The following is an 18188-nucleotide window of genomic DNA, read 5'->3' on the forward strand; positions in this document are numbered from 1 at the left end:
AAACCCCCCCCCCCGCGCCCCCCCCACCAAAACCCCCGTCGCTGGCGTCCCTTTGGCCCCCCCGCCGCGCGCTTGCGTCCACTCCCCCCACGAATCGCGAGGCTATCTGAGAAGACCCTCAGACAGCCCGTTCTATCCCTGAGTGCGGGGTGCGGCATAGGGTGCATTCCGGGCCGTCGCGCTGGAGCGGCGGCAGGACAAGGGAGCACCATGAAACGTTCTTCGTTCTTCTCCGTCAGCCTCGCCATCGCCGGAGCCGCAGCGCTCGCGGTGGCGGTCACGGCACCGGCGTCCGCGGCCACACCCAGTGCCGCGACCCCCGACACCAGCGGCGTCTACAGCGTCCATCCGATCGTCGAGAAGGCCGGACTCTCCACCAGCGCCGTCACACCGTCGCTCACGCCGGCCCAGTGCCTGGCGCAGACCGCCGGCCGGGTGGCCTGCCAGACCCCGGACAGCATCCGGGCCGCGTACGACATCCCGGCCACCATCAACGGCGTCCCTGCGGGCACCGGGCAGACCGTCGTCATCGTCGACGCGTTCGGCAGCCCGACCGTGCAGTCGGACCTCGCGGCCTTCTCCGGGGCGTTCGGGCTCCCGACGCCGAACCTGACGGTCTACTACCCGGGCGGCAAGCCGACCTGGACGGGCAAGAAGACGCAGACCGGCTGGGCCGAGGAGACCTCCCTCGACGTCCAGTGGGCGCACGCGGTGGCGCCTGGCGCGAACATCGCGCTCGTCGTGGCGGCGAACGACCGTGGGGCGACGATCGACAACGCGATCAAGTACGCGGTGGACAACAAGCTCGGCAACGTCCTGTCGATGAGCTTCGGTGAGGCGGACAACCTGATCAAGTCGCCGAACGCCAACAACGGCCAGACCGCGCAGGGCGTGAAGGCCCTCGCGCAGGGCGCTGCTCAGGGGATGTCGCTCTTCGCGTCCTCCGGGGACAGCGGCTCCGACAACGGCGCCGGCTTCGCGAACTACGCCTTCCCGGCCTCCGACCTGAACGTGACCTCGGTCGGCGGCACCAACCTCTGGGCAGGCAGCGGGCTCAACCAGCCGCGCGAGACGGTGTGGGGCGACTTCGCGAACTGCCCGCTGACCTGCGCCTTCGGCGTGGTTGGTGAGACCGGTGGCGCGCCGAGCCTGTTCACGTCGAAGCAGGGCTCCGACGTCGCCTACAACGCCAGCGTCTACACGGGAGTGCTCACGTACCTCGGGTTCCTGGGCGGCGCCAACAACGGCCTCTACTTCTTCGGAGGCACGTCGGCGGGCTCGCCGCAGTGGGCGGCCCTGACGGCGGACACCATCCAGGCGGTCGGGCACACGGTCGGCAACGTCGGCCAGCAGGCGCAGAGCTGGGCGTCGAAGGGCCTGCTCTACGACGTGACGGTCGGCAGCAACACGACCCCGACGTTCAGCGGCGGCTACTCGGCGACGGCGGGCTGGGACCGCCCGACCGGGTGGGGGACGCCGGATGTGAACGGCATCATCGCAGCGCTGAAGTAGAGATCGCAGCGCTGAAGTAAGCGCGTGACGGCGGCCCCGGTGTCCAGTGGATGCCGGGGCCGTCGCGTGTGCGGCGTCAGTCCCCGCGCACGATCCGCCCCATGACCTCCTCCGCCACCCCGGCCTCCCGGCCCTGGATGGCCGCCGCCACCTCCGCGTGCAGCCGCGCATCCGCCGGCGCGTCCCGCCAGCTCACAGGCGCGTGCGGCGTGCGCTCGCGCAGCGCCTCCCGCAGCACCGCCTGCAGGCGCACGAACATCCGGTTGCCGCTCGCCGCGATCACCCCGCTGTGGAAGGCCGCATCCGCCTCGAAGAACGCCGCGGCGTCCCGGCGCGCGGCCGCGTCCTCCAGTTCGCGGGCCGCCGCGACCAGCGCCGCCGCCTGCTCCGCACTGCGCCGCGTAGCCGCCGCCCTGGCCGCCCCCGGCTCGACCGCGAGGCGCAGGTCGAGGAGTTCCGCGATCTGCGCGTCGTGGTCCGGCGAGTCGAGGCGCCAGCGGACGACGTCGCCGTCGAGCGCGTCCCAGTCCTCGCTCGCGGTGACCGTCAGGCCGACGCGCTGGCGGGCTACGAGGAGGCCGAGGGAGACCAGCACGCGCGTGGCCTCGCGCACGACGCTGCGGGAGGCGCCGGTCTGCTCCATCGCCCACTCGACGTTCACCACGCGGCCGGCCGGGAGGTCGCCCGCGATGATCCACCGGCCGAGCCGGTCGAGGACGCGGCGGTAGGCCCGGCCGCCGTCCACCGGAGCCCCGCTCACGTCTGCGACACCGGCGACACCACCAGCTCGTCGAACCGCACGTGCGCCGGAGCCTCCAGCACGAAGCGGATGCTGCGCGCCACGTCCGCCGGCTGCAGCATCACCGCGCGGGCGTCGTCCGACGGCACCTGCGGGCGGTGGCCGAGGAAGTCGGTGTTCACGTCGCCGGGGCAGAGGTGGCACGACCGGACGCCGGCCGCGGCCTCCTGCGCGTTGAGGGTGCGGCTCAGCGCCGACAGCCCGGCCTTGGACGCGCTGTACGCGACCCCCGCGATCGGGTTCAACGCCCACGCGGAGTACGACGACACGAACACGACGACGCCGCGCGATGCGCGCAGCAGCGGCAGCGCGGCCGTGACCAAGTGTGCAGGGCCGGTGAGGTTGACGCGCACGATCTCGTCGAAGGCCGGGAGGTCGTGGTCGGCCCAGCGGCGCTGCGGCGCGTTCAGGCCGGCGGCGAGCACGAGCGCGTCAAGGCGGCCCCAGGTGGCGGTGATCCGGTCGAGGGAGGCCAGGACGACGTCGTCGGAGGTCGCATCGCCCGACACGAGCAGTGCGGAGCCGCCCGCCTCCCGCACCGCCGCCGCAGTCTCCTCCAGCGCCGGTGCGCGGCGCCCGGTGAGCGCCACCCGCCAGCCGGCCCGCGCCGCCTCGATCGCCGTGGCCCGGCCGATGCCGCTGCCTGCGCCGGTGATCCACACCACGCGCCCGTCCGCGGGAGAACCCATCGCGGACCTCCTCTCACCTCGCTACGATGGTCTCAATAGTATGACTATTGGAGGTCACATGCTCATCGACTTCGCCGGGCAGGTCGTCATCGTCAGCGGGGGAGGCCGCGGGATCGGGCGCGGGCTCGTGGAGCGCTTCGTCGCCGAGAACGCGACCGTCGTCGCCCTCGATCTCGCGTTCGACGACGCCGTGGAGGAGCTCGCGCGCACGATCCACTGCGACGTCACCGACGCCGCGTCGGTCCGCGCCGCGATCGACATCGTCGAGAGCGAGTTCGGCCGCATCGACGTCCTCGTGAACAACGCCGGCATCAACGTGGAGGGCGACGTCGAGACGCTCGACCCCGCGCGCTGGCGGGCGTGCTTCGACGTGAACGTGTTCGGGGTGTTCGCGCTGTCGCAGGCCGTGATCCCGGCCATGAAGCGGGCCGGGCGCGGGCGGATCGTCAACGCCGCGTCCTTCGCGGCGATCATCCCGAGCGTCGGTGCGGCGGCCTACGGCGCGTCCAAGGCCGCGGTCGTGCAGTTCACGCGCGTGCTCGCCTCCGAGCTCGGCCCGTGGAACATCACGGTCAACGCCTACGCGCCCGGGATGATCCCCACTGCCATGAACGGCTTCGCCGACCTCCCGGAGGCCCGGACGAACCGCCTGCTCGACACCCTGTCGCTGCGCCGCTGGGAGCGCCCGGAGGACGTCGCCGACCTGGTCTGCTTCCTCGCCAGCGACTATGCCGGTTACCTCACCGGCGCCCTCATCGACGTCTCCGGCGGCAAGTTCGCCACCCAGATCCCGAGCCTCGCGCACGAGCGGGCGGCGCTGTGACCGGGCCGTTGGTCCTGCGCGCTCAGATCGCGGTGGAGGCCGCCGCCGAGCACGCCGAGGGGCCGCTCTGGGACGACCGCGACGGCACGCTGCTCTGGGTCGACCAGTACCGCGGCATCGTCCGGCGCGCACGCCCGACGCCGACCGGCGCGCTCGTCGAGGAGCCGCCCTTCGAGCTCGGGATGGCCGTGGGCGCCATCGTCCCCGACCGCGCGGACGAGGACGGCGGCTGGCTGGTCGCGGCCGGCGCCGGCTTCCACCGGCTGGACCGGGCCGGCATCCTCACCCCGATCGCCGACGTCCTGCCCGACGACGGCGTCCGCCGCCGGATGAACGACGGCAAGCTCGACCCGCTCGGCCGGTTCTGGGCGGGCACGATGGCGTACGACATGGCCCCCGGCGCCGGCGCCCTCTACCGGCTGGACGGCGACCGCCCGCGGCTGATGCTCGACGGCGCGACCATCTCCAACGGCCTGGCCTGGACGCCGGACGGCGGCACGCTCTTCTACATCGACACTCCCACGCGGACGGTCCGCCGCTTCACCGTCGCCGACGACGGGCTGGACGACGGCGAGGTCGTCATCCGCATCCCACCGGAGCAGGGCGCCCCCGACGGGATGTGCGTCGACGCCGACGGCTGCCTCTGGGTCGCGCTCTGGGGCGGCGGCGCCGTGCAGCGCTACGACACCGGCGGCCGGCTGCTCGCCCGCGTCGAGGTCGCGGCCGCGCAGGTGTCGAGCTGCTGCTTCGGAGGGCCGGATCTCGCGACGCTGTACATCACGACCTCCGCCGAGGGGTACGACGAGGCCGCGCTGCAGCGCGACCCGCACGCCGGGAGGATCTTCGCATTCCGGACCTCCTGACGGCAGACGGAGGCCCGCGCTCGTGCGTGGGCCAGCGCATACCACAGCCGTCGCCGGAGGTGAACGGCCTTCCTGCGGACGGAGGGCGGACGTACCGTCTGCAGGGATCGGCGCGTCGCGCGCCGGAGAGGAATCCTCCCATGAAAGACGACAACACGTCCGACCCGCAGCCGCTCTCCGCGGAGGAGCTCGCGGCGGAGGCCGCAACGCCCCTTCCCGACAAGGAGGTGGCCTCCATCCTCGACCTCAATGCCGACCTGAACCTCGGGCTCGGGCTGGTCGCCCCTGTCGACCTCGGTGTCGCGGCCAACGCCAACGTCGCCGCCCCCATCGAGGCCTCCGCCGGCGCCAACGTGCTCTCGGCGGGCTCGACGGCCGTCGCGGGCGCCGACCAGAGCGCGGGCATCCAGCAGGGCATCGCGGCGGACGCGGTCGCCAACTCCCACCAGGTGAGCGAGATGGCTCCCACGGCGGACACGACCCCGGCTCCTCCGCAGCCGGCCGCCACCCCTGGCTCGATCACGGACGGCAACCTCCTCAACGTGAACATCAACGCGGCCGCCGACGCGCACATCGCGGCCCCGATCAACGGTGCGGTCGCCGCGAACGCGAACGTCGCGGCGCCGATCGACGCCAGCGTGGCCGCCAACATCGGCTCGATCGACAGTCAGGCCGCCGCCGTCTCGCACCAGGACGCCGCGATCGACCAGAGCATCACCGGCTCCGCGGACGCGACCGCGGGCCAGCAGTCGACCATCGGGCAGCCGCCTGCGCAGCAGTAGCGCAACGCTGTGACGATCGCATCGAAACCGCCGGCCGGGAGTGTCGACCGCTCGACGGAGGTGCTCGCCCGCGCCGACGGCGTCCAGCTGATCGGCGCCATGCAGGGTTCGGGGTACCGCGAGCCGCCCTCGCTCGCCCGCCGCGGCGACGGTCAGGTCCTCCAGCTCACGCCGCTGCTCTTCGCGATCCTCGACGAGGTCGACGGCACGCGCGACATCGGCCGGATCGCGGAGCGCGTCAGCGAGCGGGTGGGCCGCGCCATCCGTCCCGACGACGTCGCGCACCTGGTCGACTCCTCGCTCCGCCCGCTGGGCCTCCTCACCCGCGCGGACGGCGGCGAGCCGGAGGTCAAGCGGTCCTCCCCGCTGCTCGGGCTGCGGCTGCGGAAGGAGATCACCGATCCCGACCGCACCCGGCGGCTCACCGGGCCGTTCGCCCGGCTGTTCCATCCCCTCGTCGTCGTGCCGGTGATCTGCCTGTTCGTGGCGGCGTGCTGGTGGCTGCTGATGGTGCAGGGCCTGGCGGCGGCGACGTACCACGCGTTCCAGGACCCGGGTGTCCTCCTGCTCATCGTCGCCGTGACCGTCCTGTCGGCGGGCTTCCACGAGTTCGGCCACGCGGCGGCGGCGCGGTACGGCGGCGCGACCCCCGGCCGGATGGGGATGGGCCTCTACCTGTTCTGGCCGGCGTTCTTCACCGACGTCACCGACTCGTACCGGCTCGGGCGGTTCGGCCGCGTCCGCACCGACCTCGGGGGCCTGTACTTCAACGCGATCGTCGCCGTCGCCATCGTCGGGGTGTGGTTCGCGACGCGCTGGGATGCGCTGCTGCTCGTCGTGCTCACGCAGCTGCTGCAGATGGTCCACCAGCTGCTGCCGACCGTGCGGTTCGACGGGTATCACGTGCTGGCGGACCTGACCGGTGTGCCTGACCTCTTCCAGCGCATCGGCCCGACCCTGCTCGGCCTCCTGCCGTGGCGCTGGCGTCGTCCGGAGTCCCGGACGCTCCGGCCGTGGGCGCGTGCCGTCGTCAGCGTCTGGGTGCTCGTCGTCGTCCCGATGCTGCTGTTCTCCCTGGTGGCGATGGTGCTGACGCTTCCCCGTGTGCTCGCCACGGCCTGGGCCGCGCTGGCGGAGCGGGGCCACGCGCTCGCGCTGGAGTTCGGCCGCAGCGACACGGCAGCGGGGGCGGCGCAGCTCGTCCTCATGCTCGCGACGGCCCTGCCGATCCTGGGCACCCTCTACATCCTGTTCCGGCTCGCCCGGACCGGTCTCGCGCGGCTCTGGGCGGGCACGCGCGGGAGGCCGGTGCGCCGCGGAGTCGCGGCCGCGCTCGTGCTGGCGATGGTCGGCGGCCTCGCCTTCGCCTGGTGGCCCGCGCCGCAGACGTACCGCCCCATCCAGCCTTACGAGCGCGGCACGCTCACCGACATCCTCGCGCCGGCGACCCTCTCGTCCGGCCGGCTCTCCGCCGGCTCGACCGGGGCCGTTCAGACGATCTGGCCGGGCGGGGACGCGCGGCCGACCGCCGACCATCCGCAGCTCGCGATGGTCCTGGTCCCGCGCGACGGCCGGTCGCCGTCCTGGGTCTTCCCGTTCAACAAGCCTGCCCCGCCGCGGCCCGGCGACAACCAGGCGCTCGCGGTGAACACCACGAACGGGTCCACGCTGTACGACGTCGCCTTCGCGCTGGTCTGGGTGACCGGCGGCCAGTCGGCCCTGAACACCAACTCCGCGTACGCGTTCGCGCACTGCTCCGGCTGCACGACCGTCGCCGTGGCGTTCCAGGTGGTGATCGTCGTCGGGGAGACGCATGTCGTGGTCCCGCAGAACCTGTCGGAGGCGGCCAACTACGGGTGCGTCGACTGCGTGACCGCCGCCCTCGCGAACCAGCTGGTGCTGACGGTGACCAGCCGGCCCGACACCGCGACGATGAGCCGGATCGCCGCGCTCTGGGCGAAGATCATGGCGTTCTCGCACAACCTCCAAGGGCTCGGGCTGTCGGCGGTGCAATCGCAGCTGCTCGTGTTCGAGCAGGAGCTGAAGGACATCATCGCTCGCGATCCGGCCGCCGTTCAGGTGCCGGGCGGTGGAGCGGCCTCCGTGCCGGCGCCCGCTCCCTCGCCTGTGCCGACCGGTTCGGGTGCGCCGGGCAGCACCCCCGGCCCGACCGCGAATCCCGGGGTCACTGCCGCGCCCGCCCCTGCGCCCGCGCCGACCGGGACGCCGGCGCCGGCGCCGACCGGCACCCCGGGGCCTGCGGCGACGCCGACGCCGGTGCCGACCCCCACGCCGTGAGACGCGCGCGACCGGGGACGGTCAGTGCGACTCCCACCGGAACCAGCGGATCCCGATGAAGGTGAACACGACCACGTAGCCGACGCAGGCGAGCAGCGCGTTCGCGTCGTGCCCGCTCCACGCCGCCCCGCTCACGACGTCCGAGAACAGGATCATCAGCGCGCCGACGGGCGTCCAGTCGGCGATCGACTGCATGGTGTCGCCGAGCACGCCGCTGCCGCCGAGCAGCCCGGTGAGCAGCAGGATGATGAACAGGATGCGGCCGATCGCGTTGATCGCGCCGGTCGTGCGGACCAGCGCGACGAGCGCCTGGCCGAGCGCCAGGAACACCGCGGCGCCGAGCACAGCGGTCGCCAGCAGCAGGACGTACTGCAGCGGGCTGAGGCCGAGGTGGTGCAGGATCGCGCCCACGATGATGACCGCCAGCGACCCGACGAGGTTCGCGGCGACCTGCACGGTGAGCCGGCTGGTCATGATGGTCCAGGTCGGCGCCGGGCTGACCCGCAGCCGCTGGAGCACGCCGACCTCCCGGTCGTGGGCGAGGGTGAGGCTGTAGCCGAGGAGGCACGAGGTGATCAGCCCGATGCTCAGGGCGAGGCCGACGATCTCGGCCGATCCGCCCAGCCGGCTCTCCGCCTTGCCGAAGGTCGTGGCCACGATGATCACCACCGGCAGCAGAATGCTCAGCACGGCCGACACGCGGCTCCGGAGCAGGACGAGAAGGTCGGCGCGCAGCAGCGAGCCGAGCGCGAGCCCGACCGGAGGGCGGAAGGCCGCGGTCGTCGGTGCGGGTGCGTCAGTCACGGATCTCACTCCCGGTCAGGCCGATGAAGACGTCCTCCAGCGTGACGTCGCCGTGGGCGACCTCGAGCACGCGCGGGTCGTCCCTGTGCTTCGCGATCAGGTCGGTCGGCGTCCCCTCCGTGAGCAGCGCGCCGTGGTCGATGATCGCGACCCGGTCGCACACGGCCTGGGCCTCCTCCATCGAGTGCGTGGTGAGCAGGATGCTGCTGCCCGCCGCGCGCAATGCCTCGATGCGCCGCCACAGCGCCCGCCGCGACTGCGGGTCGAGCCCGGCCGTCGGCTCGTCCAGCAGCAGCACGCGCGGGTCGTGGATGGTCGCGATGTAGAGGGCGAGACGCTGCTGCTGACCGCCGGAGAGCTGCTTGAACCGCTTGCCGGCCTCCTCGTCCAGCCCGATCGCGCGCAGGTCGTCGGCGATCCGGCCGCGCGTGAGCCGCACACCGTAGAGGCCGCCGAACAGCCGGGCGAGCTGTTCGATGCTCAGCTCGGGCTGGAAGCTGGAGGACTGCAGCTGCACGCCGAGCCGGGCCTTCGCCTCCAGGGGATCGTGCCGCGCGTCGACCCCGTCGACCAGCACCCGGCCGGAGCGCGGAACGAGGAGCCCCTCGATCGCGCTCAGCGTGCTGGTCTTGCCCGCGCCGTTCGGCCCGAGCAGCCCGAAGATCTCCCCGCGCTCGATGCGGAGGTGGATGCCCGCGACCGCGGTGCGGCTGCCGTAGGCGACCACCAGGTCGTCGACGCTCAACGCCGGCGGCGCCGCCGGCAGGTCCGAATCGCTCATCATCGTCAGTATCCGGCATCGGGGTCCGTGCGCCGGGGAGGTTTCGGAAGGCTGAAGGGATCAACAGGTTGGTTGCGGTCATGCAGCCGTTGGAAAGGTCGGGCCGCTACCGTCCTGTCGTGCCCAGCCCGTCGCTCACCGAGACGCCGCCCGCCACGACCCGGGCGAAGGTCGAGTCCGCCGTCATCTGGGCGGCGTTCGCCCTCTACCTGGTGTTCCTGGCGAAGCTGCTGCTGTTCTCCCGGGTGCCGGGCTCCGAGCGGTCCGTCAACCTGATCCCGTTCGCGAGCATCGCGGACTACCTCGGCGGCCCCGCGGGCGTGCGGCGGTTCGCGTTCGCCAACCTCGCCGGGAACGTCCTCGCCTTCGTGCCGCTCGGCGCGTACCTGACGTTCCTGCGGCGCACGGCACGGAGCTGGTCGAACCTGCTGATCGTCGCGTCCGTGAGCGTGGCCGTCGAGATCCGTGCCCGTGCTGGGGTTCCTTGGGTTCGTCGTGCGGCTGCGGATGTGACCTGACACGGAGGCAGGCGCACCCCTAGGTTGGTCCTGACGCGAACGAGAGGACACCAGGATGAGCCCCACCGGCCACGTGGTTCTGGGCGGCAACGGCGTCGCAGGCCGGGAGACCGTGCGCGCGCTCGTCCGGGTCGGGCTGTCCCCGGTCTCGGTCGGTCGCCGCTCCTCCACCGTCGACGGCGCCACGTCCGCCACCGCTGACCTCCTCGACGCCGCCGACGTCGCGCGGGTGCTGGACGGCGCGGAGGTCGCCTACCTGGTCGCCGGCCTCCCGTACTCGACGCGGGTGTGGGCGCAGCAGTGGCCCGTCATCACGCGGGACGTGGTGGACGCCGCGCTCGGGCACGGGGTGCGCCTGGTGTTCCTCGACAACGTCTACGCGTACGGCGAGCTGCGCGGCCCGATGGCCGAGCAAACCGCACTGCGCCCCAACAGCCGCAAGGGTGCGATCCGCGCCGACGTCGTGCGCGCTCTGGACGCCGCCGCCGCGCGCGGACTGGACGTCACGATCGGCCGCGCCGCCGACTTCTACGGTCCGGAAGCCTCCACAAGCGCCTTCAACATGTTCGGCCTGACCCCGATCGCCCGCGGCAAGGCGGGCACCTGGCTCGTGGACGCCGACCAGCCGCACTCGCTCGCCTACACGCCCGACGTCGGTGCGGCGCTCACCGTGCTGGGGACGGACCCGGCCGCGCGCGGCCGGACATGGCACCTGCCGGCCGCGCCGGCGCTAACCGGCCGCGAGTACCTCCGCATCGCCGCCGGCCCCTCCGCCCGCGTGAAGGTGATCGGCCGCGGCACCCTCCGGATCGGCGCGCTCTTCAGCACGCCGGCCCGCGAGACGCTCGAGATGGCCTACCAGTACGAGGCGCCCTACCTGTTCGACTCGAGCGCGTTCGAGAGCGCGTTCGGCGTCACGGCGACGCCGGTCGAGGAGGGGATCGCCGCCACCCTGCGGGCGCTCAGAGCGTCTGCGCGCTGAACGGAGTACCCTCCCACCCAACAAGGGGAGCCCCACCCATGACCTTCCGCGACCTCGCCGCGTTCCGCGACCTGCACCACGGCGACCAGCCGCTCCTGCTCCCGAACGCGTGGGACGCCGGCAGCGCCATCGCCTTCGCCGCTGCCGGATTCCCCGCCGTCGGCACGACGAGCTTCGGCGTCAACGCGTCCGCCGGCCGCCCCGACGCCGGCAGCGCCAGCCGGGACGACACGGTTGCGCTCGTCCGCCGGATCGCCGCCCTCGACGTCTTCGTGACCGCCGACATCGAGGACGGCTACAGCGACGACCCGGACGAGGTGGCCGCCTTCGTGGCCGCGCTCGCCCCGGACGGCGTGGTCGGCGTGAACCTGGAGGACTCCGCGGACGGCCACCTGGTCGACCCGGCCGTCCCTGCGGCCAAGATCGCGGCCGTCAAGCGCGGGGCGCACGGCGTGTTCGTCAACGCGCGCGTCGACTCCTACTGGTATCACGAGGACGACACGGTGGAGGCGGTCGCGGCCAGGGCCGCGGCCTATGCCGACGCCGGGGCGGACGGGATCTTCGTGCCCGGCGTCACCGACCCCGCCACCATCGAGCGGCTCGCCGCCGTCATCCCGCTGCCGCTGAACGTCCTGGTCGTCCCCGGGCTCGGCCTGGACGACCTCCAGGTGCTCGGCGTCCGCCGGGTCAGCACCGGCTCACTGCCGTACCGGGTGGCGATCGACGCGGCGGTGGACGCCGCCGAAGCCGTGCGGGAGGGGCGGGACGTGCCGGTCGCGACCTCCTATGCGGAGTCGCAGCAGCGGCTGATCGCGTTCGCTCAGCGCGCGGACCCGGACGGGGACCGGCCCTCCAGCGCCGCGCGGTAGCGCCGGTACCGCGGGCGCCCTACCCACCGCCAGATCAGGACGACCGGCCCCGGCAGGTTCTTCTTCAGCCAGACGTCGCCGCCGTCCGGCTGCGCCGCGAGGATCGCGCCCAGCATGTTCCACTGCTGGCCTTTCGGGGTGCTGCGGCGGCCGTGGTCGGCGAACCACTTCTCCTCGTCCTTCGTGACCACGTGCTCCATGACAGGGACGATGTTCGCCTCCTCGTCGGGGAGGTGCTCGGCGAGCGCGGCGTTGATCCCCGCGAGCGCCGACCGCACCGGCTCGACCGTTGCGGCTCCGGGGGCCGCGCGCCAGCCGGGAAGCGCAGCGTCGAGCGCCGTGAGCTGCACGAGCATCGCCGCGTGCTGCTGCTTCATCCGCTCGACGTGGAGGGCGCACGACGGCGCGCGCTCGTCGATCGCCGGCCACAGCTTCGCGTCCTCGCCCTCGTGGTGCGCGTGCAGGGAGACCGAGACGAGGTCGAGCTGGGACGCGACGACGTCGGCGTGGGCGCTGTCGCCGTCGGTCACGCCGTCCACCAGTCCACCCGCCTCGCCGAACGCGTGCCGGTAGAGCCGGTGGATGTCGATCATCCCTTCGGCGTCGCAGGTCTTCGGGCCGTCGAGCGGGGGCTCGCCGGACGAGGGGAGGGGGGTCGCGGCCATGCTGCGAAATCTACGGGCTCGTCGGCCCGGTGGGGACCCCCAGAACTCCGCTTTTGGAGGTGCGGCTCACTGTTTGCCACCATGAGCGTGAGCGCCGGAACCGAACACCCTCAGGCGACTTCACGCGGTATCCGACAGACAGGACCAGGTCGAGGTTGTAGTGCTCGACCTGCCTCTCTACCGTTCGCGAACCCTCGAATTGAACTGTCGCAAATTTTGCGACAGTTGGAATGCCGGCGAGTTCCTCTGCCTGAGCGTTCGTGACGTGCTTGCCGATGGTCTTCACATCTCGGCCGAAGAGCGTCGCCAGCTGCTGGCGCGTCAGCCAGACTGTCTCACCGTCGGTCTTGACATCGACGCTGACCGTACCGTCCTCCGACTGGTAGAGCTCGACAGCGGTCGGCTCTTCGTCGTCTGACGGAGAAGAAAGGCTGATCTCGGGATCCGAACTGGGATGCGACGCGTATGAACCAGAGTTGGACGTTGCGGAGGTCTTCCCTCGATCTGCTTGAGGCGTCACGTCATTCCTCAATGCGGCAGGGCATCCGATCTGGCTACGCTGACATGCTACGGGGAGACCTCCGATGTCGCCGCTCCGGGCTGCGAAGCCGCAGAAATCAGGGTCCCCTCCCGCCCCCGCTCACGCCCGCCGATACCGCGTCAGGCTCGCCGGTCCCACCTGCTCCGACGAGGTCAGCGTGAGGAGCGCACCGTCCGGGAACAGCCGCCGCCCCGCACCGACCGCGGTCGGGAAGGTCAGCAACCGGTACTCGTCCACGCGATCGGCCGCGGCGAGCCGGGCGAGCAGCGTGCCGCTGCCGATGACGACCACGTCGCGCGCCCGCAGCGTCCCGTCGAGCCAGTCCTCCAGCGTCCCCGCGACCTGCTCGGTGTTCGACCAGCGCGCGACCTCCACCGGGCTGCCGCTCACGACCGCCTTCGCCGCACGGTTCATCGACCGCGAGAAGTCGTCGTCGCGCGCCGGCCACAGCGTGCTGAAGTGCTCCCAGGTGCGGCGGCCGAACAGCAGCGTCCCCGTCTCCAGGATCGCGCCGAGCCGGAACTTGTCGCCGGCGACGCCCTGCGGTCCGAAGCGCATCGCCCAGCCGCCGAACGGCGTGCCGCCGCTGCCGTCGGGGTCCTCCACGACGCCGTCCAGCGTGATGAACTGCACGACGATCAGCTCTCCCACGATGATCCTCCTGACGACACCGCATCTCGGTGCCATCAGTGGATACGAGCGGGAGGGCCGGAAATCATCGCACGGCCGCAGTCTCCTCGAACAGGGCGAACAGCCGGGGGTGCTGATAGACGAGCACGTGCCCGATCGCGCCGCCGGCGTCCCCGTCGAAGAGCTGGAGGGTGTGCGGCTCACGCGCCTCCCCGACGCCCCGGTAGAGCAGGAAGCCCGGCTGCCCGCCCGCCGAGATCGGCGTGGTCGACCACTCGACGCCACGCCAGGAGAACAGGTGCTCCATGAACGACAGGTACGGCGGGACGCCGATGGACCAGTCCGGCACCGGCGGCATCTCGAACACCAGGTCGTCGGCGACGAGGGAGGCCAGCGCGCCCACATCGGCCCGCTCGATCGCCCGCGCGTAGCCTTCGACGGCCCCGGGCGCGGGCGGATGCGCTCGCCCGACCCCGGCGGCGATCGCGGCGCGCGCCCGCTGGAGCGCGGAGTTCGCCGACGCCACCGACACCTCCAGGACTGCGGCCGTCTCGGCGGCGCTGAGCCCGATCACGTCGCGGAGGACGAACGCTCCGCGCTGCGCGGGCGACAGGTACTGCAGCATCGCCGTCACCGCGAACCGCACCTCCTCGCGCCGCTCGGCGCGGCCCTCGACCTCCGAGGCGGCCGCCCAGCCGGTCGGCGCCGGCAGCAGCCACGGCACGTCGAGCGCGGGCACCAGCGGGGCGCCGGCCTCCAGCCCTGGGTCCTGGAGGTCGCGCGGCAGGGGCCGTCGCGGCGCCTCCCGCAGCCGGTCGAAGCAGACGTTGCGGGCGATCCGGTAGCACCAGGTGGACAGCGAGCCCTTGGCCGGGTCGAAGGTGTCGCGGGCGCGCCAGCTCCGCTCCAGGGCGTCCTGTGCCGCGTCCTCCGCCTCGAACGGGGAGCCGAGGAGCTGGTAGCAGAACGCCGTCAGCCCGCGCCGGAGGCTGCCCAGCTCGGCCTCGTCGAATGCCGTCATGCGCCGATCCTAGAGCGGGCGAACCGTGTCCCCTGCATTGGGGTAGAGGGAAAACCGGCCGAATGGTTTTAACTGAGCGGGATGCTCGTGGGGGTCGCTGACGAGCCGTACCCGAAAGCGAAAACGTCGTGCAGAGAAGCACCACCTCTATCATTCCCGCTCAAGAACAGCTCGTCGCACCTCCGCGCCGCCGCCGCCGGGCCGTCGCGGCCGTCGCCGCGGTCGCGCTCGTCACCGGTGGCGTGCTGGCCACCGGCGCGCTGCCGGCGGCAGCGCGACCGGGGCTCATGCCCCCCAGCCTGGCTTTCACGACCGACCTCGCCGGGGTGGCGACGGACACGGCCGTCGACCCGTACACCGGCGGGGTCTTCGTCGGCCGCAACGGAGTCGTCGACGTGGTCGATGAGTATTCGGGCAACATCGCCGCGACGGTCCCGGTCCCCGGTGCGGCCAGCCCGCTCCTCGCGGCCGACCCGAGCAAGGCTCTCGTCTGGGTGCTGGACGCCGCGGGCAAGAACCTGTACCGCATCGACGAGCGCACGACGACGATCACCGGCACCGTCGCGCTCTCCGGGAACGTGCAGCACCTCGCCGTCGACCGCACGACGGGCAAGGTCCTCGTGACCACCGGCACGACGGGCACGGTCCTCAGCGTGGACGAGTCGACCCTGACCCAGGGCACGTCGATCACGGTCGGCGGCACGCCTTCCCTCATCGGCGTCGACGCCTCGACGGGCACCGTCTACACCGTCGACCCCAACGGAACGGTCTCGATCGTCGACGAGGTGGCAGGAACGGTCACCGCGACGGTGGCGGCCCCGGTCGGCACCACCGCGATGACGGTCGACGCGGCTCACCACAAGGCGTACCTCGGGGCCGGGAGCACGGTCACGGTGGTGGACGGCGTCGCGCACACGGTCTCCCAGACGATCACCCTGCAGGGCGCGGGCATCTCGACCATGTCGATCGACCCGACCACGCAGTCCGTGCTGCTGGAGGCAGGCCTCACGGTGTTCGCCATCGACACCGTCGACGGCTCGCAGCACACGCAGTTCACCACGGGTTCGACCCCGCTGCTGGGTATGTCGGTCGACCCGTTCAGCAACACGATCTTCCTGGGCTCCGGCTCGACCCTGTGGGGGATGTACGAGCCGGCCTCGATCTTCGGCACCGCGTCCGGCGTCGCCGCGCTGGGTCAGCCGTACACCTACCAGTTCTCCGCCTACGGATCGAACCCGACGTTCGCGATCACCGGCGGCGCCCTGCCCGCCGGTCTCACCCTGACCGGCGACACGATCTCCGGCACCCCGACCGCGACCGGCTCCTCCACCTTCAGCGTGACGATGACCGACAGCTCCAACGACAGCGTGACGCAGACTTACACGCTCCGCGTTGTCACGGTCGACCGGACCTCCGGCGCCGACCGGTTCGCGACCTCCGTGGAGGTCTCCAAGGCGTCGTACCCGGACCCGTCGACCGTCGGCACCGTATACGTCGCGAACGGGCTGTCGTTCCCCGACGCGCTCTCGGGCGGTCCCGCCGCGGCCCAGGACTCCGGCCCGCTGCTGCTGACCGGTCAGGACGTCCTGCCGGCGTCGGTGTCGGCGGAGATCACCCGCCTCCACCCGAACCACATCGTCGTCGTGGGCGGGCCGGCCGTCGTCGGCGACAGCGTGTTCGGCGCGCTCCAGGCGCTCGCGCCCGATGTGCAGCGCGTCTACGGGGCGGACCGGTTCGCGACCTCCCGGGCCGTGATCCAGCACTCCTTCACGACGGCGCCGACGGTGTACGTATCGACCGGGTGGAACTTCCCCGACTCGCTCAGCGCGGGCGGCGCGGCCGGCAGCCTGCACGCTCCGCTGCTGCTGGTGAACAGCGCCGCCACGGCCGTCGACCAGGCCACGGCCTCCCTGCTGCAGTCGCTCGGCACGACGAAGATCGTCATCATCGGAGGGTCGAGCGTCATGTCGCCCTCCCTGGTGGCGGACTTCGCCCGCTTCGGCACCGTGACGCACCTCGCGGGCGCCAACCGCTTCGACTCCTCCCAGCAGGTGGTCGAGGGCGCCTTCGTCAACAGCAGCCACGTCATCCTGGCGAACGGTATGAACTTCCCCGACGCGCTGAGCGCTTCGGCCTGGGCGGGCAAGTCCTCGTCGCCGCTGTTCATCACCACCTCCACGTGCGTGCCGCAGCGGACCCTGGACGACATCTACTACCTGGGCGCCAACGACGTCACCCTGATCGGCGGCACGACCGCGCTGAACCCGAGCGTCGCAGGGCTGACGAGCTGCGACGACATCTACTCGGTGATCGCACCGCTCCTCCCGGCGGCGGGCCTTGCGCCGGCGGCCGCGAAGACGGGCGCCTCGGGCGGCAGCGCACCGGTCGCCGACCACCCGGTCGGCCCGTCGCTTCCGGTCGCGCCGCTCACGCACCACGCGACGCTGAAGCACTGAGCGCCGAGCGCGTCGGTCCCCGTCTCGTGAGGCGGGGACCGACGCGATCCTAGGCCGCGGCGGCCGCGGCCTCCCTGCTCCGGACGCGTCGGACGACGTACAGCCAGGTGAGGCCGCTCGCGGCCGCGAACACCAGCGAGAGCAGCACCACGAGGATCCCGGAGGCCGGGCCGAGTGCGCGCACCGTCGCGGTCCACTGCAGCGCGTCGAACAGCCCGTGCGCGGCGGCGACGCCGAGGTAGGCGGCCACCACGCCGAGCGTGATCCGGAAGCGTCCGCCGCGCGCCGCGCCGAACACCGCGGCGCCGAGCAGCGCGGAGAAGACCGGATGCAGGAACGGCCCGCTGAGCTGGCGGGCCGCCGTCGTCGTGAGGAAGAGTCCGAGCCCCGCGCCGTCTGCCTGCCCGAGCGCGAACGCGTGCTGCAGGTAGCCGAGGTTCTCGATGACGCTGAAGCCGAGGCCGACCGCGCCGCCGACGAACAGCCCGATCCTGGCGTTCTTGACCGGCAGCCGCAGGCAGAGCAGCACAGCGCAGAGCATCTTGGCCAGCTCCTCCACCAGACCGGCGGAGGCCAGCACGGCGAGGCTGGGATGCAGCGAGGACCCTCCGGCCGCGATGTCGATGAGGCCCTCGAAGGGCAGCACGAGCAGGGTCGCGACGGCGCCGCCGAGCAGCGCGACCGTGACGAGGCGCGGCACGCTGAGCCGGTCAGCCGGCCGCAGCTTGTAGGCCATCGTGTAGAAGATCGCAGCGGCCGCGGTGGCGCTGCCAGTGACCAGCAGGTACGGCGAGAGGACCGCCGGCGAGCCGTCGTGCGCGTGCGGGGAGAGGGCGGAGAACAGGAAGCTGAGGCCGAACAGCCACAGCCACACCGCGGCGCTGCCCGCGACGATCAGCCAGCCGCCCCAGCGGCCCAGCCACTTGGTGCGCCGCGTGGAGACGAAGGCGGCGACGGCCTCCTGCACGCCGCCAGCGTGCGAAGCCGTTGCGGCCTGCGCACCGCTCGGCCAGGTGTACCCCGTCCACGACCCGCCGCTCCACCACCGGTACGACGGCGCAGGGGTCGGGTCGGGATACCAGCCGGGCGGCGGCGGAGGGGGCAGGACGCTCATTCGATCAGGATAGGTATCAGTTCCCCTCGATCGCCGCTTTG

Annotated in this window: 18 protein-coding genes; 9 read left to right on the plus strand and 9 right to left on the minus strand. The window is 72.4% G+C overall.

The genetic code is table 11. The features are described 5' to 3' along the window. Positions 1 to 210: 210 nt before the first annotated feature. Complete coding sequence (locus ACFQ9V_RS12160; RefSeq protein WP_382459410.1) at positions 211 to 1512, plus strand: hypothetical protein; 1302 nt, start codon at positions 211 to 213, stop codon at positions 1510 to 1512. Between the two features lie 76 nt (positions 1513 to 1588). Here the strand turns inward: ACFQ9V_RS12160 and ACFQ9V_RS12165 are convergent, their stop codons facing one another. After that, positions 1589 to 2272, minus strand: coding sequence for a FadR/GntR family transcriptional regulator (locus ACFQ9V_RS12165; protein ID WP_382459411.1), 684 nt, complete (start codon positions 2270 to 2272; stop codon positions 1589 to 1591). After that, positions 2269 to 3000: an SDR family oxidoreductase gene (locus ACFQ9V_RS12170; protein WP_382459412.1), complete on the minus strand. Its 732-nt coding sequence runs from the start codon at positions 2998 to 3000 to the stop codon at positions 2269 to 2271. The genes ACFQ9V_RS12165 and ACFQ9V_RS12170 overlap by 4 nt, the downstream gene beginning before the upstream one ends. Positions 3001 to 3058: 58 nt before the next feature. Here ACFQ9V_RS12170 and ACFQ9V_RS12175 point away from each other — a divergent pair, with 58 nt between their 5' ends. From ACFQ9V_RS12175 to ACFQ9V_RS12190, 4 genes are all read left to right on the plus strand, one after another. Then, positions 3059 to 3823, plus strand: coding sequence for an SDR family NAD(P)-dependent oxidoreductase (locus tag ACFQ9V_RS12175; protein WP_382459413.1), 765 nt, complete (start codon positions 3059 to 3061; stop codon positions 3821 to 3823). Further along, positions 3820 to 4686 (plus strand): SMP-30/gluconolactonase/LRE family protein, encoded by an 867-nt coding sequence (locus ACFQ9V_RS12180; protein ID WP_382459414.1) that lies wholly within the window; start codon positions 3820 to 3822, stop codon positions 4684 to 4686. The genes ACFQ9V_RS12175 and ACFQ9V_RS12180 overlap by 4 nt, the downstream gene beginning before the upstream one ends. Positions 4687 to 4826: 140 nt before the next feature. Beyond that, positions 4827 to 5468 carry a peptidoglycan-binding protein gene (locus ACFQ9V_RS12185; protein WP_382459415.1) on the plus strand — a complete coding sequence of 214 codons (642 nt, stop codon included), beginning with the start codon at positions 4827 to 4829 and terminating at the stop codon, positions 5466 to 5468. Between the two features lie 9 nt (positions 5469 to 5477). Then, positions 5478 to 7766, plus strand: a complete 2289-nt coding sequence (locus ACFQ9V_RS12190) for a hypothetical protein (protein WP_382459416.1) — start codon at positions 5478 to 5480, stop codon at positions 7764 to 7766. Between the two features lie 21 nt (positions 7767 to 7787). On the opposite strand, the gene ACFQ9V_RS12195 is transcribed toward ACFQ9V_RS12190, so the two are convergent. Further along, complete coding sequence (locus ACFQ9V_RS12195; RefSeq protein ID WP_382459417.1) at positions 7788 to 8570, minus strand: ABC transporter permease; 783 nt, start codon at positions 8568 to 8570, stop codon at positions 7788 to 7790. Beyond that, the gene (locus ACFQ9V_RS12200; protein ID WP_382459418.1) at positions 8563 to 9351 is read right to left on the minus strand and encodes an ABC transporter ATP-binding protein; all 789 of its coding nucleotides are present in this window, start codon (positions 9349 to 9351) and stop codon (positions 8563 to 8565) included. The genes ACFQ9V_RS12195 and ACFQ9V_RS12200 overlap by 8 nt, the downstream gene beginning before the upstream one ends. Before the next feature lie 119 nt (positions 9352 to 9470). Between ACFQ9V_RS12200 and ACFQ9V_RS12205 the strand changes: the two genes are divergently transcribed. The 3 genes from ACFQ9V_RS12205 to ACFQ9V_RS12215 are packed head-to-tail and all read left to right on the plus strand — an operon-like array spanning position 9471 to position 11720. Then, positions 9471 to 9869, plus strand: coding sequence for a VanZ family protein (locus ACFQ9V_RS12205; RefSeq protein ID WP_382459419.1), 399 nt, complete (start codon positions 9471 to 9473; stop codon positions 9867 to 9869). A gap of 55 nt (positions 9870 to 9924) precedes the next feature. After that, positions 9925 to 10851, plus strand: coding sequence for an NAD-dependent epimerase/dehydratase family protein (locus ACFQ9V_RS12210; protein WP_382459420.1), 927 nt, complete (start codon positions 9925 to 9927; stop codon positions 10849 to 10851). 38 nt (positions 10852 to 10889) lie between these two features. Continuing rightward, positions 10890 to 11720, plus strand: coding sequence for an isocitrate lyase/phosphoenolpyruvate mutase family protein (locus tag ACFQ9V_RS12215; RefSeq protein WP_382459421.1), 831 nt, complete (start codon positions 10890 to 10892; stop codon positions 11718 to 11720). Here the strand turns inward: ACFQ9V_RS12215 and ACFQ9V_RS12220 are convergent. The 4 genes from ACFQ9V_RS12220 to ACFQ9V_RS12235 form a co-directional block, all read right to left on the minus strand. Next, positions 11672 to 12385 carry a hemerythrin domain-containing protein gene (locus ACFQ9V_RS12220; RefSeq protein WP_382459422.1) on the minus strand — a complete coding sequence of 238 codons (714 nt, stop codon included), beginning with the start codon at positions 12383 to 12385 and terminating at the stop codon, positions 11672 to 11674. The genes ACFQ9V_RS12215 and ACFQ9V_RS12220 overlap by 49 nt on opposite strands. Before the next feature lie 10 nt (positions 12386 to 12395). After that, the gene (gene rhuM, locus ACFQ9V_RS12225) at positions 12396 to 12905 is read right to left on the minus strand and encodes a RhuM family protein (protein WP_382459423.1); all 510 of its coding nucleotides are present in this window, start codon (positions 12903 to 12905) and stop codon (positions 12396 to 12398) included. A gap of 120 nt (positions 12906 to 13025) precedes the next feature. Beyond that, positions 13026 to 13577 (minus strand): dihydrofolate reductase family protein, encoded by a 552-nt coding sequence (locus ACFQ9V_RS12230; protein ID WP_382459424.1) that lies wholly within the window; start codon positions 13575 to 13577, stop codon positions 13026 to 13028. Positions 13578 to 13641: 64 nt separating this feature from the next. Further along, complete coding sequence (locus tag ACFQ9V_RS12235; RefSeq protein ID WP_382459425.1) at positions 13642 to 14577, minus strand: RNA polymerase subunit sigma-70; 936 nt, start codon at positions 14575 to 14577, stop codon at positions 13642 to 13644. Positions 14578 to 14705: 128 nt separating this feature from the next. On the opposite strand from ACFQ9V_RS12235, the gene ACFQ9V_RS12240 reads away from it, so the two are divergent. Continuing rightward, a complete protein-coding gene (locus tag ACFQ9V_RS12240; RefSeq protein WP_382459426.1) occupies positions 14706 to 17033 on the plus strand; it encodes a cell wall-binding repeat-containing protein in 2328 nt (775 codons plus the stop codon). A gap of 49 nt (positions 17034 to 17082) precedes the next feature. On the opposite strand, the gene ACFQ9V_RS12245 is transcribed toward ACFQ9V_RS12240, so the two are convergent. Beyond that, the gene (locus ACFQ9V_RS12245) at positions 17083 to 18147 is read right to left on the minus strand and encodes a PrsW family glutamic-type intramembrane protease (protein WP_382459427.1); all 1065 of its coding nucleotides are present in this window, start codon (positions 18145 to 18147) and stop codon (positions 17083 to 17085) included. Positions 18148 to 18188 lie beyond the last annotated feature (41 nt).

This window comes from Leifsonia sp. NPDC056665, from assembly GCF_042791795.1.
Lineage (GTDB): Bacteria > Actinomycetota > Actinomycetes > Actinomycetales > Microbacteriaceae > Leifsonia.